Source organism: Sediminicola luteus (genome assembly GCF_002514735.1).
In the GTDB taxonomy this organism is placed as follows: Bacteria; Bacteroidota; Bacteroidia; order Flavobacteriales; family Flavobacteriaceae; genus HQA918.
Map to the genome: position 1 here is coordinate 184,505 of NZ_NBWU01000005.1, position 16,789 is coordinate 201,293.

The 16,789-nt window shown below is 43.5% G+C and carries 18 protein-coding genes; 9 read left to right on the forward strand and 9 right to left on the reverse strand.

What is annotated here, in order from left to right; genetic code table 11:
• Positions 1–44 precede the first annotated feature (44 nt).
• The 6 genes from clpP to B7P33_RS16045 form a co-directional block, all read right to left on the reverse strand.
• Entirely contained in the window at positions 45–725 is a 681-nt protein-coding gene (gene clpP / locus B7P33_RS16020) for an ATP-dependent Clp endopeptidase proteolytic subunit ClpP (RefSeq protein WP_097443237.1), read from the reverse strand.
• Between the two features lie 181 nt (positions 726–906).
• On the reverse strand, positions 907–2,229 hold the full coding sequence (gene tig, locus B7P33_RS16025; protein WP_097443238.1) for a trigger factor: 1,323 nt from the start codon (positions 2,227–2,229) through the stop codon (positions 907–909).
• A 228-nt stretch (positions 2,230–2,457) separates the two neighbouring features.
• The gene (locus tag B7P33_RS16030; RefSeq protein WP_097443239.1) at positions 2,458–2,799 is read right to left on the reverse strand and encodes a phage holin family protein; all 342 of its coding nucleotides are present in this window, start codon (positions 2,797–2,799) and stop codon (positions 2,458–2,460) included.
• Between the two features lie 165 nt (positions 2,800–2,964).
• Positions 2,965–4,476, reverse strand: a complete 1,512-nt coding sequence (locus tag B7P33_RS16035) for an SGNH/GDSL hydrolase family protein (protein ID WP_097443549.1) — start codon at positions 4,474–4,476, stop codon at positions 2,965–2,967.
• A 128-nt stretch (positions 4,477–4,604) separates the two neighbouring features.
• Positions 4,605–5,387: an alpha/beta fold hydrolase gene (locus B7P33_RS16040; protein WP_097443240.1), complete on the reverse strand. Its 783-nt coding sequence runs from the start codon at positions 5,385–5,387 to the stop codon at positions 4,605–4,607.
• 58 nt (positions 5,388–5,445) lie between these two features.
• On the reverse strand, positions 5,446–6,159 hold the full coding sequence (locus B7P33_RS16045; protein WP_097443241.1) for a pyridoxine 5'-phosphate synthase: 714 nt from the start codon (positions 6,157–6,159) through the stop codon (positions 5,446–5,448).
• Between the two features lie 81 nt (positions 6,160–6,240).
• Here B7P33_RS16045 and B7P33_RS16050 point away from each other — a divergent pair, with 81 nt between their 5' ends.
• From B7P33_RS16050 to murI, 8 genes are all read left to right on the forward strand, one after another.
• The gene (locus B7P33_RS16050; RefSeq protein ID WP_097443550.1) at positions 6,241–6,897 is read left to right on the forward strand and encodes a CBS domain-containing protein; all 657 of its coding nucleotides are present in this window, start codon (positions 6,241–6,243) and stop codon (positions 6,895–6,897) included.
• Positions 6,898–6,901: 4 nt separating this feature from the next.
• Positions 6,902–7,777 carry an NAD kinase gene (locus B7P33_RS16055; RefSeq protein WP_097443242.1) on the forward strand — a complete coding sequence of 292 codons (876 nt, stop codon included), beginning with the start codon at positions 6,902–6,904 and terminating at the stop codon, positions 7,775–7,777.
• Positions 7,778–7,886: 109 nt separating this feature from the next.
• Positions 7,887–8,570 carry a type IX secretion system protein PorG gene (porG, locus tag B7P33_RS16060; RefSeq protein WP_097443551.1) on the forward strand — a complete coding sequence of 228 codons (684 nt, stop codon included), beginning with the start codon at positions 7,887–7,889 and terminating at the stop codon, positions 8,568–8,570.
• A gap of 6 nt (positions 8,571–8,576) precedes the next feature.
• Positions 8,577–9,320 (forward strand): isoprenyl transferase, encoded by a 744-nt coding sequence (locus tag B7P33_RS16065; protein WP_097443243.1) that lies wholly within the window; start codon positions 8,577–8,579, stop codon positions 9,318–9,320.
• 1 nt (position 9,321) lies between these two features.
• On the forward strand, positions 9,322–11,910 hold the full coding sequence (gene bamA / locus B7P33_RS16070; RefSeq protein ID WP_097443244.1) for an outer membrane protein assembly factor BamA: 2,589 nt from the start codon (positions 9,322–9,324) through the stop codon (positions 11,908–11,910).
• A gap of 99 nt (positions 11,911–12,009) precedes the next feature.
• Positions 12,010–12,864, forward strand: coding sequence for an OmpH/Skp family outer membrane protein (locus tag B7P33_RS16075; RefSeq protein WP_097443245.1), 855 nt, complete (start codon positions 12,010–12,012; stop codon positions 12,862–12,864).
• Between the two features lie 33 nt (positions 12,865–12,897).
• Positions 12,898–13,407 carry an OmpH/Skp family outer membrane protein gene (locus B7P33_RS16080; protein ID WP_097443246.1) on the forward strand — a complete coding sequence of 170 codons (510 nt, stop codon included), beginning with the start codon at positions 12,898–12,900 and terminating at the stop codon, positions 13,405–13,407.
• 101 nt (positions 13,408–13,508) lie between these two features.
• Positions 13,509–14,294 carry a glutamate racemase gene (murI, locus tag B7P33_RS16085; RefSeq protein WP_097443247.1) on the forward strand — a complete coding sequence of 262 codons (786 nt, stop codon included), beginning with the start codon at positions 13,509–13,511 and terminating at the stop codon, positions 14,292–14,294.
• 193 nt (positions 14,295–14,487) lie between these two features.
• Here the strand turns inward: murI and B7P33_RS16090 are convergent, their stop codons facing one another.
• Both B7P33_RS16090 and B7P33_RS16095 read right to left on the reverse strand, forming a co-directional pair.
• Positions 14,488–14,982 (reverse strand): dihydrofolate reductase, encoded by a 495-nt coding sequence (locus B7P33_RS16090; RefSeq protein ID WP_097443248.1) that lies wholly within the window; start codon positions 14,980–14,982, stop codon positions 14,488–14,490.
• On the reverse strand, positions 14,979–15,359 hold the full coding sequence (locus B7P33_RS16095) for a 2TM domain-containing protein (RefSeq protein WP_097443249.1): 381 nt from the start codon (positions 15,357–15,359) through the stop codon (positions 14,979–14,981). The genes B7P33_RS16090 and B7P33_RS16095 overlap by 4 nt, the downstream gene beginning before the upstream one ends.
• 32 nt (positions 15,360–15,391) lie before the next feature.
• On the opposite strand from B7P33_RS16095, the gene B7P33_RS16100 reads away from it, so the two are divergent.
• A complete protein-coding gene (locus B7P33_RS16100; protein WP_097443250.1) occupies positions 15,392–16,477 on the forward strand; it encodes an aminotransferase class V-fold PLP-dependent enzyme in 1,086 nt (361 codons plus the stop codon).
• A gap of 30 nt (positions 16,478–16,507) precedes the next feature.
• On the opposite strand, the gene B7P33_RS16105 is transcribed toward B7P33_RS16100, so the two are convergent.
• Positions 16,508–16,789 (reverse strand): DUF427 domain-containing protein, encoded by a 282-nt coding sequence (locus B7P33_RS16105; RefSeq protein ID WP_097443251.1) that lies wholly within the window; start codon positions 16,787–16,789, stop codon positions 16,508–16,510.

A 16,789-nucleotide genomic window follows, 5' to 3' on the forward strand; every position in this document is an offset into this window, starting at 1 on the left:
GCGTTATAAGCAAAAGCCTTGCAACAGTTTGTTTTAAGTCGATATTAGCTTCTTTCCCTTACCAAAATTTCGTCGATCATACCATAGGTTTTGGCCTCTTCGGCCTTCATCCAGTAATCACGATCACTGTCGGCCGCTACTTTATCGAAAGTCTGACCGGAATGGTCGGCAATAATATGGTATAACTCGTCTTTTAGTTTTAAGATCTCACGGGCCGTAATCTCAATATCACTGGCCTGACCTTGTGCACCGCCTAAGGGTTGGTGGATCATTACACGTGAATGCCTCAATCCGCTGCGTTTACCTTTTTCACCGGCACATAAGAGTACCGCGCCCATAGAGGCGGCCATTCCTGTACAAATGGTGGCCACATCGGGTTTAATGAACTGCATGGTGTCGTAGATGCCCAAACCGGCATACACACTTCCACCAGGGGAATTGATGTATATCTGAATGTCTTTGGAGGCATCGGCACTTTCTAGGAATAATAACTGCGCCTGGACGATATTGGCAATATGGTCGTTGATGGCCGTTCCCAAAAAGATGATGCGATCCATCATCAACCGCGAGAAAACATCGAATACCGCAATATTCAATTGTCTCTCTTCAATAATGTTCGGGGTCATGCCTACCGGATACATCGCACTGATGATGTCGTCGTAATAGGTGCTGCTAATGCCCTGATCTTTAATGGCGAATTTTTTAAATTCTTTTCCGTAATCCATGTAGAAACGAAATTTTTTATCCCTATCAAAGGGTGTTTTGTTCGAATTGTATTATCCGAAACGATTAAATCCGTGTTTTCGTGCCGTGAACCGAAGCTTTTCGATTAGGTGGCCTACCATAAAAAAGGTGCCAAAACGTAAATTTTGGCACCCTAAAGATACTTATTTTTCTTTTGCTCGATTAACCGTAAACTTCTTTTACGAAATCTTCATAACTGAGCTCTTTGGTCTTCAGATTGGCATTTTCCTTGAAGAAATCCAACATTTTCTTACTCATCAATTGCTCAGAAAGACGTTTAACCTCGTCTTGGTTCGAAAGAATACGGGCGGCAATACTGTCCAATTCTTCTTCGGCCGGATCTAGTTGACCAAATTGGGCCATTTGAGTCTTGATGAAACCTTTGGCGAATTCCTTTAACTCGTCGAACTGTACCTGAAGGTCATTGTCTTTAATGATTTTACCTTCGATCAATTGATAGCGTAGGCCTTTTTCCGATTTGGAGTACTCTTCAGTAGCCTCTTCTTCGGTCAATTCCGTTTCACCGGTCATTTGAATCCACTTGGTCAAAAACTCGGCAGGCAGGTCGAACTTGGTGTTGTCAATCAAATGCTCGGTAACATCGTTAAGTAATTTTTGTTCGGCTTGCTGGGCAAACTGGCCTTCGGCATCTTCTTTGATCTTGGTACGCATTTCTTCCTCAGAAGTAACCTTGCCTTCCCCGAACAACTTATCGAAAAGCTCTTGGTTCAATTCCGCGGCCTCCCTTTGGTTGATTGCGCTAATGGTAAAGTTTACCTCTATATCCAAGCCTTCGGCCTTTTCACGATCAATACCCAGTGCGCTAGACAATAGATAGTCTTCTTCGAAAAGTCCTTTGGTTTTTACCGTTACCACATCACCGACTTTTTTACCAGTGAACAGGCCTTTGTTCTTTTTGGTCTTAATCTTGTCAAGCTCGATTGTGGTGCTGTTCTCTATTTCTTCGGCTTCATTGCTGAAAGTTCCGGAAATTTCGTTGTCAACGCCAACTACATCCTGGGATACCAACTTACCATATTGCTTGCTAATACGCTCAATTTGCTCGTCGATCATTTTGTCGTCGGCAACAATTTTATATTGGGTAATGGCTTTTTTGCCTTTCAAGTTTACATCGAACTCTGGGGCCAAACCCAATTCGAATTCAAAGTCCAAGGTTTCGGCATCCCAATCGAAATCGTCTTGCTGCTTAGGAAGCGGGTTGCCCAAGACATCCAATTTTTCCTCAGTAAGGTATTTGTTAAGGTTGTCTTGCAACAATTTGTTCACTTCGTCTACCAAAACGGCTTTGCCGTATTGCTTTTTGATCAATCCCATAGGTACATGGCCCTTACGGAATCCTGGAATGTTGGCCGATTTTTTATAATCCTTCAAAATACCATCTACCTTGTCTTGGTAATCGTCTTTGGTAATGGCGATCTTTACTACGGCATTCAAATTGTCAATCTGCTCTTTGGTAATGTTCATCTTCGTCCGATTGTTTTACTTCCCTCGATATTCGAGATTCATTGCTTTAGAAACTTGGGATTATATTAACCAATAATGCCAAGTGTCCATACCTTAATTGTTTTCCGCTGTGCGACCATGTGTTTAAACACTAAATGGCAGCTTTTACAAACGGTCTGCAAAAGTAGTACAATAAATAGAGCTGGACAAGTTTTTAACCTTCTGTAACCCAAGGATTAAAATCGCTCCCTATTCTTCTTTTAAGAGGGAATGCAGTATGCTTTGTAAAATGGACAAGAGTAAACTGAACAATACGGCCCACCAAATACTGTCTACGCTAAACCCACTTACCAAATTGTCGGCCAAAAGAATGATTAACGCGTTTACGATCAACAAGAATAGGCCTAGGGTAATGATGGTTACCGGAAGGGTAAGTAAAACCAAGATGGGTTTAACCAAAAAATTGAGAAAGCCGAGGACTATGGCAACTATAATGGCGGTACCATAGGAATCTACCCCAACCCCGGGTAGCACTTTAGCTAAAATAACAACGGCCAATGCGGTTAATAAAAGACGTAAAATAAGTTTCATAGTGTGTGATTTTGGTGCCAAAAAAAAAGGTGCCCGTTTGGGCACCCTTAATATACATTTTTGTTGGCACTGCCAAAAGGTTTTAAGAGCTCGAGGCGTCGAAATAAAAATCTCATTTCCCTCGTATGCCTCGTTCCGATAGCTATCGGGATTGTGGCAGAGTGATTACTGTAAGTAAAGTCCGGTATAGGCCAAGGGGTCTACATGTGGGAAATTTGACCCGTGTTTGGCGTTTATGGCATCTAAAAACAAGTTGGCCAATAAGGCGTACCCTCTAGGTGAAGGGTGTACCCCGTCTAAAGAAAAAGCACCTCCTGTGGCGTAGGTTGCGGTAACTGTGGTTCCGTCTCTCATAGGTATACCGGTGGTGGCCACAACTTTTAGATAGGCATTGGCATCAACAACGGGCAAATCGTATTGGGCTCCAAAATTGTCAATCGATTCGTTTAATAAATCGGTGGCATTGGCAATGGCGTCCTGTTCTTCTGGGGTTAACACCCATTTGTCGGCCAATGGAATGGCAACACCATTAATTGAGGTAGGGTTGTTCGGATCGGCCAAGGTGCCGATAATGGTTTGGGCAGTAAATACCAAAAGATCATCGGCAGTAGCTTGGCGCATATTTACCAAAGCCGGGTTAACGCCGGTAAGATCTGTTAAATCTTCATCTAGGATTACCACGGCATTATTTGCCCCTGCGGCAAAAGAAATGGTTCTTTTGGCCAATTCCTCCTGACTGATCATACCCAAACCGGCCAATTGGGCCAATCCGCCATTATAAGCGGCGTAAGCACCGTTCAATAGTGTAGCGGTCGCTTCGTCTAAAGGTACCGGATTGTGGGGTACGGTGGTAAAGAACGGAATGGTGGTTACATCGGGTACATTGGCCAAAACCCCTTTGGCGCCACCGGCCATTAGGCCTTGAATGTACTGGTTGTATACATTATTGAATACATTGATATTGGTCAGGTCGTTTCCGCCATATGTGCTAGGGTCAATGTTATTGGTTTCGTTATGGTCTTCGCCATCTCCACCGGCGGTAGCATAACTCAATACGTCGTTATTACCAATCCAAAGGGTGAAAAAAGTAGGCTGTTGGGCCAAGGCATCTCCGATAATCGTAGCATCTGGGGCACTGGCCATACGAGCGTAATACGGGTTTGCCAAACCAAGCGGTACCCCTTGTACGTTACCATAACCGGGAGCGGCCAAATGGAAACTTTTGGCGCCAGGTACGCCCATATTGTTAAAAGGCCCCGAGATAACATTCGAAATCTCCGTGGCACCTTGACCGTCTACAGGCGTAGGAGCAGGGCTTCCGGTTGCAAATGACAATATTAATCGGTTACCTAGAACGGGTTGTCCGCCCAAGGTGGCACCACCAAGGTTATCGGCCATATAGGGTAGGTTAAAATTTCCGCCCCCGGCCAATTTAAATTGGGTGGCCAGCATATTCGGAAAGGAAGCATCCTGGCCGTTTACGAACAAAGCACCGTCTGAGAAGCCGGCGGTCAAAGAGTTCCCGATACTTACATAGTTGGAGACATCGGCTGTGCCACTGGTATAATCCACAGGTTCGGGCGGGGCCGGTGGGGGAGGTGTTCGGTCAAAATCATGGTCATTACAGGAAACTGCCACTAGTCCGACAGCGGCTAGTAGCATAGCATACTTCTTCATCGATAGGTAATTAGTTAAAATAATCTTAGCGTAACGTAAATACAACATTACCAAAATTAACCAAAATTGCGACACTTGCAATTAATGCGGCAAAAAATTATGCACGCATAATAAAAATGCAGAAAAACTTACGATTTTAAAAACGCTAACGATTTTTCGAAAAACACCATTGGGTTTTCGGCATGTAGCCAATGTCCGGCATTGGGTACGGTCTCGATCATCGCTTCTGGAAAATGCCTTTTTATATTCGCCCGGTCAGTTTCTTGAATGTACTCCGATCGATCCCCTCTTAAAAATAAGGTAGGGCCATAATAAACATCGGTGCTGCCAATGTTTTCGCCAATTTCCTCCATACGGTTGGCCAGTACGGGTAAATTGCAACGAAAACCGAAGGTTTTGTCTTCGGTCCTATACAGGTTTTTCAGTAGAAACTGTCTAATGCCCGGTTCTTTAATGTAATCAGAAAGTGCCTCGTCGGCACCTTTTCTGCTTTTAACTTGGGTTAGATCTATTGCCTGAAGGCCATTCAATATCTCATGGTGGTGGGGCGGATAAAACCTAGGGGCGATATCGGCCACGATTAATTTTGTGGTATGGTTAAAGTAGTCGCAAGCAAACTGCATGGCTGTTTTACCGCCCATGGAGTGGCCTAAGATACAGGCCGAATCGATATGGTTGGTATGGATGTAGTTGTGAAGATCCTCGGCCATGATTTGATAATCAAAATCCGAAGAATGAAAACTTCTGCCGTGATTACGTTGGTCTAATAAATGTACTTCAAACCCAGCTTCTGCATACTTCATGCCTAGGGTTTTCCAGTTATCGGACATGCCTAAAAACCCATGGAGTATAATTAGGGGTTGGCCGGTGCCTAAGACATTGGCATATAAACTAGAACTACTTTGCTGCATAAACTCCAGATTGAAGGTTTGCTTTTGTTTTTGAGGGATTGTAATCTATTGTAACCGTTTATCGAAGGCGGTCCAGATACATGTTTACTACATTCTCGAGCCCTAGGTAAAGCGACTCGCAAATTAAGGCATGACCAATCGATACTTCCAGTAAATGGGGTATTTGTTGCTTAAAGAAACGCAGGTTTTCCAGGTTCAGGTCGTGCCCGGCATTTAGGCCTAGTCCTACTTCATGGGCTTTTTCGGCGGCTTTTATATAGGGGGTAATGCCATCGTTGTTTCCTAGGGCGTACTGTTCGGCAAAGGCCTCGGTATACAGCTCTACACGGTCTACCCCTGTTACGGCCGCGCCTTCTATCATTTTCTCTACAGGATCTACAAATATAGAGGTGCGTATGCCGTTTTCCTTAAAAGTAGATACAACATCGGTCAGAAAATCGCGATGGTTTAGGGTGTCCCAGCCAGCGTTAGAGGTGATCGCATCGATAGCATCGGGCACTAGGGTTACTTGGGTGGGTTTTACTTCTAGTACTAAGTCGATAAAAGAAGGGATTGGGTTGCCTTCAATGTTGAATTCGGTATTGACGATACTTTTTAAGTCCCGGGCGTCTTGGTAACGAATATGTCTTTCGTCGGGCCTAGGGTGTATGGTTATACCTTGCCCGCCAAAGCGCTCTACGTCTTCGGCTACCTGAAGTAAGTTGGGTACATTGCCTCCCCTAGAGTTTCGTAGGGTGGCTATTTTATTGATGTTTACGCTAAGTTTTGTCATTCGATGGATTGTTGCCGCAAAATTACGAATTCCGGGGTATTTGCCGCAAAAATGAGTAATTTGCAACATAATTGGAAGTGTATGCAATTACAAGCGCATCTTATTACTACTTTGCCTGTTTTTGGGCTGGAAGATTCAATAGCCGATATTATCGAATTTTTCAGTACTACAACCTATTCACACGTGGCCGTGGCCAATGAAGAAGGTTTGTTGGGGCTTTTGGCCGAAGACGATTTGGAAGCTTATAAAGAATGTAAGGTGGTGGCCGATTACCAATATAGTATGGAGGCCTTTTTTGTAAAGCGCGAAACTTCTTGGTTCGATGTTATGGAGGAGTTTTCCCGAAACGAAGCCAATCTGTTACCGGTATTGGATGGACAACGAAAAGTGTTGGGCTATTATGACCTGTCGGATGTGGTCTCCATGTTCATCGATACGCCTTTTTTTACGGAGCCGGGCAGTATAGTGGTATTGGCTAAAGGGGTTAAAGATTATTCCTTTAGTGAGATATCGCAGATCGTTGAAGGTAATAATACCCGATTGTTAGGTGGCTTTGTGTCTGAATTTCGGAATGATGTGGTCCATATTACCTTAAAGCTAGGGGCTGATAATTATAACGAGGTACTCCAAACCTTTAGGCGATATGGGTATAGTATCGAATTTGGGAATGATGATGATAAGTTTATTGAAAGCCTAAAGGAGCGGTCCAATTATTTGAGTAAATACTTAAACGTATAGCACATTGAAAATAGCGGTTTACGGTCAAGCCTGCCAAGAACAGAGTTTAGCTTATGTCTTGGCCTTGATGGAAGAGTTGGATCAAGGGGATTCCCTAGCCATTGAGTCTGATTTTTACGATTTCCTTGGCGGTGCCGACTGTTTGGGCGAGCTGCCCTGTTTTACTTTGACCGAAGGTTTGGATGCTTCCTTTGATATGTTCGTGAGTTTTGGTGGCGATGGTACAATTTTACGTGCGGTAACCTTTGTGCGTGATTTGGGGATACCTGTTGTTGGCGTGAATACTGGTAGGTTAGGGTTTTTGTCGACCTTTAAAAAAGAAGAGGTAAGGGAGGTGATAAAAGAATTCCGTGCGGGAGACTATCGTTTAGAGCCTAGGGCTTTGATACAGGTGGTAGGGCCTGAGGCCGAATTGTTCTTGCCTACCAATTTTGCCCTCAATGAAATTACGGTAAGTAGAAAAGATACTACCTCTATGATTACGGTGGAGACCCATTTGAATGATGAGTATCTTACCTCGTATTGGGCCGATGGCCTGATTATATCTACACCAACGGGCTCAACGGGTTATTCGCTAAGTTGCGGTGGGCCGGTAATGTCGCCCATGGCAGGTTCTTTGGTCATTACCCCAATAGCACCCCATAATTTAAATGCCCGCCCCTTGGTGGTGTCAGACGATACGGTGATTCGCTTAAAGGTGTCGGGTCGCGAAGATCATCATTTGGTGTCTCTCGATTCGCGTTTGGCTACCGTGGCCAATGGCACCGAGATACGTATTCAAAAAGCGCCGTTTACGGTTCCGTTTATCCAGTACAAACGCGAGAGTTTTTATAAGACCTTGAGGCATAAACTGCTTTGGGGTGAAGACGTTCGCAATTGACCCCTCTTATACAATAAATAGCTTTAAAAGTTGTTAATCAAGGAAGGGAAATACCATTCCTATAGGTTTAGGTAAGCCTTTAGGTATGTTGTTTCGAACTTTCGATACTATGAAGAAAATAACTTGGGGTCTTTTTATGCTCGTATCTTTTGGGTTACATGCCCAAACTTTTGAGGTAGGGGCGTTTTTGGGCGGAACCAATATGATCGGTGACGTAGGCAGTATGAATTTTATTTCACCTTCGGGGCCAGCCGTTGGCGGGATCTTCAAGTGGAACAAAAGTAAACGCTATGCTTGGCGTGCCTCGGTAATCTATGGCGAATATACCGCTGATGATTCTAAATCCGATTTGGCGAATAGACAACAACGTGGTTTTGAGATTTCCAATTCGCTTTTAGAGGTGTCTGCTGGTTTAGAAGTAAATTTTGTAGAGTATAACCTGCATAAACTAGGTCCGGCCTTTACCCCTTATCTGTATACAGGGGCTACCTATTTCCGATACGATTTTAAATACTTTGCCGGCCAGCTTCAAGATTTTGGCCAACGCGATGGCGCCTTTGCCATACCTATGGTGGTCGGAGCTAAATACCGGTTGGGCCAGCGCTTCGTTCTGGGGGCCGAAATTGGGGCCCGATATACCTTTACCGATAACCTCGATGGCAGTAATCCGGAAGGTTCAAATGTCGAACAATTTAGATTTGGAAACATTTTAAGCGACGATTGGTATGTTTTTTCAGGAATTACTCTCACCTTTGCCTTTGGTGAAAAGCGATGTCAGGATTGCTTTGAGTAATTTATTATGGATACATATCAACATCTGCGTGAAAAAGCTTTGCCAAAGCATATCGCCATTATTATGGATGGTAATGGGCGTTGGGCAAAAGAACGCGGTAAACTTCGAGTGTTCGGACACGAACACGGTGCCAGGGCCGTAAGGCGCACTGTTGAAGAGTGTGCCCGGATAGGCATTGAAAATCTTACACTTTACGCATTTTCTACAGAAAACTGGAACCGACCCAAACTAGAGATCGAGACCTTAATGCGCTTATTGGTAAGCTCGCTTCGTAAAGAGCTAAAGACCTTGGCCGATAATAACATACGCCTTAATGCCATTGGTAATATGGATATGTTGCCCAAGTTGGCCAAGAAAGAACTGAACGAAGTCATTGAAAAAACAGCCCAAAACACCCGCATGACGCTTACCCTTGCTTTGAGTTATGGCGCCCGCGAAGAGCTGAAACAGGCAGTAAAATCAATAGCTTCCAAAGTTAAAAATAATATAATTTCCCCCGAAGATATTGACGAAACCATTATTAATACCCATCTTTACACGCATGATTTGCCTGATGTAGACATGCTTATACGTACCAGTGGGGAACAACGTATAAGTAATTTTCTTTTATGGCAAATTGCCTATGCCGAGTTATATTTTTTGGATATATTTTGGCCCGATTTTAATGAGCAGCATTTGGTAGCCGCCATAGAAAATTACCAAAACAGAGAACGAAGATTTGGAAAGACAAGCGAACAACTCAATACCTGATATGAAAACATTCATGTCATTGAGCAGATTACTGAGTATACTTACCTTATTTACAGCCTTATCACTTAATGCCCAAGAACTGTCCTTTGAGAATGGGAAAAGATATATTCTTGGTGGCCTTACGGTAAGTGGCCTGGAAAGTTATAACGAGCAAACCGTAAAAACCTATACGGGGCTTAGGGTAGGGCAACCCATTACCGTACCGGGCGAAAAGTTAAGTTCTATCATCAATAAACTTTGGGGTCTCGAATTATTCAGCGATGTGGCCTGGTATATTACCGATGTACAGGGCGATAAAATATTCTTGGAATTAGAGGTAAAAGAACGGCCTACGCTTAGCAAAGTAACCGTTTATGGTATCAAAGAACGTAAGGTACAAGATATTTTAGATGATACCGATCTAAAAAAAGGAAAGAAAATTACTGAAAGTCTAATCGCCAATTCCAAAAATTATTTGCGTAATAAATACCGCAAAGAGGGATATTTAAACGCTAAGGTACATATCGCCACCGCCCCAGACTCTTCAGAGACCAATGCACAAAGCATGGTGATCAATATCAAAAAAGGGGAGAAGGTCAAGGTTAAGGAAATCGTATTTGAAGGTAATGATCAACTCAAGGCCAAAAAACTGCGTAAGGCCTTAAAGAATACGAAAGAGAAACGCTTTGGTAGGTTTTGGAAAAAATCAAAGTATATAGAAGCCGATTTTGAAGAAGATTTGGGTTCGCTTATAGATGCCTATGCTGAAAATGGCTATAGGGATGCCCGTGTATTATCGGACACCGTATATACCATAGACGAAAAATTGATAGGCATAAAAATTAAGGTAGAAGAAGGTAATAAGTACTATTTCGGTGACATCGATTTTGTTGGAAATAGTGTGTATACCGATCAACAATTGGCCCGGGTATTGGGTATCAAAAAAGGTTCTACCTATAATGGGGTGTTGTTAAAAGAGCGTATTGCAGACGACTCCGACCCCGATTCAGATGATCTTACGGCACAATATCAAAACCATGGGTATCTTTTTTCACAGATCAACCCGGTAGAGGTTTCTGCGGTAAACGATACGATCGATTTTGAGATTCGTATCATTGAAGGTAAAGAAACCTTTTTGAACCACATCGATGTGGTGGGTAACGATCGTACCAACGACCATGTTATCTTTAGGGAACTGCGTACACGACCTGGACAAAAATATTCGAAAGCCGATATTATTCGAAGTATTCGTGAACTAGGACAGCTGGGCTTTTTCGATGCCGAGAATATCAAGCCCGATATATTAAACCCCGACCCCAATACCGGAACCGTAGATATCAAGTATAGTCTTGTTGAAGCCGGATCTAGCCAAATAGAACTGCAAGGTGGTTATGGTGGCGGTGGTTTTATCGGAACCTTAGGACTTTCATTTAACAATTTCTCGTTACGTAATATATTTAAAGGTAAAGAGTATAAGCCTGTTCCTATGGGAGATGGCCAAACTTTGGCGATACGGGCCCAGGCCAGTAGAAGTTACAGGGTATATAGTCTTAATTTCTCGGAGCCATGGTTAGGAGGTAAAAAACCAGTGAGCTTTACCACCACCCTATCACGCACCGAACAATTTGGTTATGATTTTCAGCGTAGGGAACGCATAGATGGTCAGTCGTTTACCGTAACCGGAATTTCTTTCGGACTAGGTAAGAGGGTACGTTGGCCCGACGATTTTTTCTCCATATCCCATGGGTTGTCTTACCAGTTGTATGAGTTTAACAACTATAGGATCCAACCTTGGAATATTGGTAATGGATCTTCAAATTCTTTAAGTTACACCTTAGGTATCTCAAGGAATTCGGCTGGCCCGGGTAGAATTTTTCCTTTGTATGGATCTACCTTCTCGCTTTCGGGTAAGTTTACACCGCCTTATTCTTGGATCAGTGGTAAAGACTGGGGGCCGCTTAAAGAAGAACGCGATGATCTTATAGAAAAGTTCGCCGACGGAAGCGGTACGCCTGAAGATAATGCCCGTTTTGAGGAAATCGAGGAAGAACGTTTAAAATGGGCCGAATTCTGGAAAGTTAAGTTTAAAGGGGAGTGGTTTACCCGTTTAGTAGATAAATTGGTGTTACGTACCAATGTAGAACTTGGTTTCCTGGGTAGTTATAATAGCGATTTGGGCGACGTACCTTTTGATCGTTTCTACGTAGGGGGCGATGGTCTTGGAAACTTTACCTTAGACGGTAGGGAGTCTATTCAATTACGTGGTTATGAGAACAACTCCATAACCCCGTATAGCGATATTACCAACCAGCAAACCGGTGGTGTAGTGTACAATAAGTACTCTATGGAACTGCGATATCCATTGACCTTAAAACCAACCGCTTCCATTTATACCCTCGCTTTTATGGAAGCAGGTAATAACTTCAACAATTTTCGTGACTTTAATCCGTTTGAAGTTAAAAGATCTGCGGGCGTAGGACTTCGAATCTTCATGCCTGCATTTGGTTTATTGGGTATAGATTTCGGATATGGTTTCGATCAAGACTATCGTCCGTCTTCAAACGGACCTAGTGGTTGGCAGACCCATTTTATAATCGGACAACGTTTCTAAATGAAATAGCTGTTTACCTTTGAGCCAAGATCTTTATATTGATTTTTAGGAGTTTAACAATTTTGGCACGATATTTTCTGAGTGTAAAACAGCAATAAGATGAAAACAAAGGTTCTTTTGGTTATTGTAGCGCTTTCCGTTTCGGTATGCGCTTGGGCCCAGCGAGGTGTCCGTATCGCTTATGTAGATATGGAATATATTCTCGAAAATGTAGAAGAGTACCAACAGGCAAGCGATCAACTAGAGGCCAAGGCCCAAAAGTGGAAGTTGCAGATTGAACAAAAGCAGGCTGTAATAGACCAGATGAAAAAAGATCTACAGGCCGAAAAAGTATTATTGACCGATGAGCTGGTAGCTGAAAGGCAAGAAGAGATACAGATCAAAGAAAAAGAATTGATCGACTATCAGCAGGATCGATTTGGGCCAAATGGCGATTTGGTTTTACAGAAACAAATGTTGATTAGGCCCATACAAGATCAGGTTTTTGCTGAGGTTCAGAAGCTAGGCACTAATAAAAAGTACGATTTTATTTTTGATAAATCGGCAGATGTCGTAATGTTGTATTCCCAAAAAAGGCATGACATTAGTGATCAGGTACTACGGGCTATATCCCGGACCCGAAAACTAGCCAAGCCCAAAGGGAAAAAGACCGATCAGAATAGGATCGATCGTTTAAACGCCGAAGCTGCTGAAGATGAGATGACCGATGCCATGAAAGAAAGGTCTGATCGTGCCAAACAAGCACAAGATGCCAAGGCAAAGACGGCCGAAGAACGTAGGGCACAACAATTAAAGTTGCGCGAGGAACGTAAAAAGGCCTATGAAGAACGAAGGAAGAAGTTGCTCGAAGAGCGTGAAGCGAAACGAAAGGCCAAATTAGAAGAACGAGAGAAGGCCAAGAAAGATAACGAAAAAGAAGATTCCGATGATTCCAAAGAATCGACGGGGAATTAATAAGAACGAGAAATAAATTTGAATACCTATATCATGAAACACTTGAAAAAATTAGCTGTTGTATTGGTACTTTTTGTAGCTGCTACAAGTGCAGTACAGGCCCAAAGTAAAGTGGCCCATATCAATGTACAGGAGCTACTGTCCCAAATGCCGAAAATGAAGAATGCCATGGAGGAGCTTAAGAAATTGGAAGCTACCCATAGGGCAACCTTAGAGGCTTCTATGACCGAATTGAAGAACAAATACACCCAATACGAAAACGAGGCCGCTTCTAAATCCGATGAAGAGAACCAAAAACGTGCCCAAGAACTACAGGGGTACCAAAAAGGCATCCAAGAAGCCGAGCAAGCTGCAGCACAGGATATCAATAAAAAACGTGGTGATCTGCTAGGTCCAATAACCGAAGAGGCTAAGGCCGCTATTGAAAAAGTAGCCGCCGCTAAAGGTGTTGACTATGTTATCGATGCCTCTCAAGGTGGAGGTTTGATAGTTGCCAAGGGTACCGACCTAATGGCTGATGTTAAAAAAGAATTGGGCTTCTAATAAAAGAAGTACGACAATAGTAAAAAGGCCTCGATTCGAGGCCTTTTTTTGTATCTGATGTTTTCGAATTCCATAAATTTAATGCCATATACGTTAATTCTATGAGCCAAGCATCAATAGGTATTTTTGATTCGGGGGTAGGGGGTATGAGTATCACCCGTGAAATACAAAGCCTTTTACCGAAGGAACAACTGCTGTACTTGGCCGATAGTAAAAATGCGCCTTACGGCCCCAAAGGCGATGCGGCTATTAGGGCCTTGGCCAATAAGAATACCGAAATATTGTTGTCAAAAGGATGTAAGATGATTGTGGTGGCCTGTAATACGGCGACCACAGTGGCTATTTCTGAATTGCGTAGTACTTATAAAGTTCCATTTATAGGTATTGAGCCGGCCATAAAACCGGCGGCCCTGCAATCCCATTCCGGTGTGGTGGGGGTGTTGGCTACACGGGGTACGCTGGCCAGTAGCTTGTTCCAAAACACCTCGGCCCTACATGCCAGTGGTATTACCGTGGTAGAACAAGAGGGTAATGGTTTGGTGCCCTTAATTGAGGCTGCAGCTTTTGATTCCCTTGAATTAAAACGATTATTGTCGGCTTATATAGCGCCCATGGTCGAAGCACAAATTGATGCTTTGGTGCTGGGTTGTACCCATTATCCGTATTTAAAGCCCTTGTTAAACCAGTTATTACCTGAACATATTCAGATAATCGACTCCGGTATGGCCGTGGCCAAACAAACTTTTAGGGTTCTTGATGAGGCCGGGTTATTGGCTGATCAAAAAGTCTTGGATTCTGAGTTCTATACCAATACCGATTTGGATTTGCTCCGTAAATTCATGCAAATATCGGGTTGTAGCGGAAAAACAAGTTTTCTTGATTTTTAGAGCCTGTTTAAATTTTGTTTTTAGAATTTGTTATAGGCCATTCCCGCCTGCCGGACGGGCAGGTTAGTGCCAATTGAGACGTAAAAAACGGAGTTTGGCAGCGCCAAATGAGTATTTTATAACAAAAAGTGGTGATAAAAGAGCCATAACAAAGCTGAAGGGTAAAACTTAAACAGGCTCTAAGAACAGGGTTTTACCTTCTAATGTAGGTCAAATACGTAAAGGCAAAAGCATGACGTTCATCAGCAGGATGCAGTTCCTCTTTTTCCAAAATCCAATCCGCAAGATCTATTTCTGGAAAATAGGTGTCACCTTCCACCTTCGTATGTACACGGGTCAATTCAATTTTATGGGCCATGGGTAGCATTTTTTTATAGATTTCGCCTCCGCCTACTATATATGCGATAGCTTTATTTTGGGTAAGTGCTACAGCTTCTTCAATAGAATGCACCACCGTACAGTCTTTTGAGTCCACCTTATAGGATTGATCCCGTGTTATAATAATGTGATGCCGATTGGGTAAGGTGCCGGGTAAACTTTCAAAGGTCTTTCTGCCCATGATTATGGGATGACCCGAGGTCAGCTGTTTAAATCGTTTGAAATCGTCGGGTAATCGCCATACCAAATCGTTGTCCTTGCCCAAAACATGATTTCCCGATGCGGCCGCGATCATGATCAATTCGGTCATTCCGATTCTTTTTTTTTCTCCAGTGGTAAAACCTCGTCTACCTTTTGTTGAATTTTTACCAATCTCTTTTTTTGTACTTCCATAAGGCGGGCATATTGTTTTTCTTCCCACTCCTTACCTATAAATGGGCTTAAGATAAAAACCGATACCATATGAACACAGAGCAAGAACCCCCAGGCAAAGGCCACCCAGATAAACCAGTCGTGGGTTTGCCCATAGCCCAAAACCTTATTGGCCATAAAGCTGAATACCAGCCCGATTAAATACCAAACGGCATGGGTGTAGAACCATTTTTTTTGACGGATCCGTCTTTTGGCATGGATGCCCAATTCCGGGTCATCCATATCAGGTTCAGTGTTGGTCTTTTTAAAAAACATGGATTGGCTATCTTTAGCACAAAGATAACCAATTGGATATAGCTGCCCTATCGGCCCATTTTCCGGCCACAGAAACTAGCACGTATTTGAATACGCCCGCTACGGGCCTATTGTCACGACTCCTTTTGGAGTGGCGGCGGGATCATGATCAAGAGTTTTTGTTGAAAGGTAGTGGGTTTAAGTCCCGTTATTTCCAAGATATGCAAGGGGTGCGCCAGACCGTATCCGATTTTTTTGATGGGGAGGTGGCCCGCGTGTCCTTAGTGCAGAATTTTACCTTAGCGCTTAATGCTTTGGTTAGGGGTTTGGCCAGTACCGAAAAGGTGCTGGTTTTCGATTGCGACTATCCTTCGCTGTGGTGGCCGTTTAAAGAGCAGGGTTGTGAGTTGGTTCAGATTCCGATCGATACCCCGCCTAACGAACTTTTGGACCGTATCAAAAAAGAAGGAATTACGGTTTTCGCCTTTAGTTTGGTGCAGTATTTAAGTGGTATTCCCATGGATTTGGATTTGGTGAAGGAGATTAAATCCCGGTACCCTGAGGTATTGCTTATTGCCGATGGCACCCAGTTTTGTGGTACCCAGGCTTTTTCATTTGCCGATAGCGGTATTGATATTTTAGGGGCCAGTGCCTATAAATGGATGCTAGGCGGATTCGGTTGTGGGTTTTTTATGCATAAAGAAGGTGTCGAAGATCGACTTCAAATTTCACAGATCGGCTACCATGCCGCCCGATACGATATGGAAAACACCCGGCCCGCGTTGGCGGCGAGGTTAGAACCCGGCCATCTCGATACCTTGAGCTTTGGTAGTATGGCTTTTTCATTACGGTTTTTAGGGCAAATCGGGATGCAAAAGGTAGCGGCCCACTTAAACGAATTGTCCGAAAAATCGAAAGATGGTTTGGCAGCCTTGGGTCTTTTGGACCAACGGATCGGTCTAGAGGCTAAACATACTACGATTTATAACGTAGCTGGGGTACCGGGGCTGGACGAATATTTAGTGGCCAATGGCGTAGTTTGCGCTCCCCGGGGCCCTGGGGTGCGCGTCGGTTTCCATATCTATAATACTTTGGATGATGTCGATCGCTTTTTAGGTCTGGTTAAGGCTATTCGTTAAACGATTTCCCAAGGCATCATCCTATAAGGTTTATTCAATTACCTGAACCCCTTTCCAAAAAGCTACCCGGCCCTTAATGCCTTTGGCCAAGGCACTGGGTTCTGCATAATACCAAACGGCATCGGTATTGGTCTTGCCATCAACCACCAAGGAATAATAGGAAGCCTGCCCTTTCCAGGGGCAATGGGTGTGAGTGGCACTATCTGTCAAGAATTCCGAGTTCACGCTTTCCAAGGGGAAATAATGGTTGTTTTCAATGAGCAAGGTGTCCTCACTTTCCGCAATTAGCTGTCCGTTCCAAATGGCTTTCAT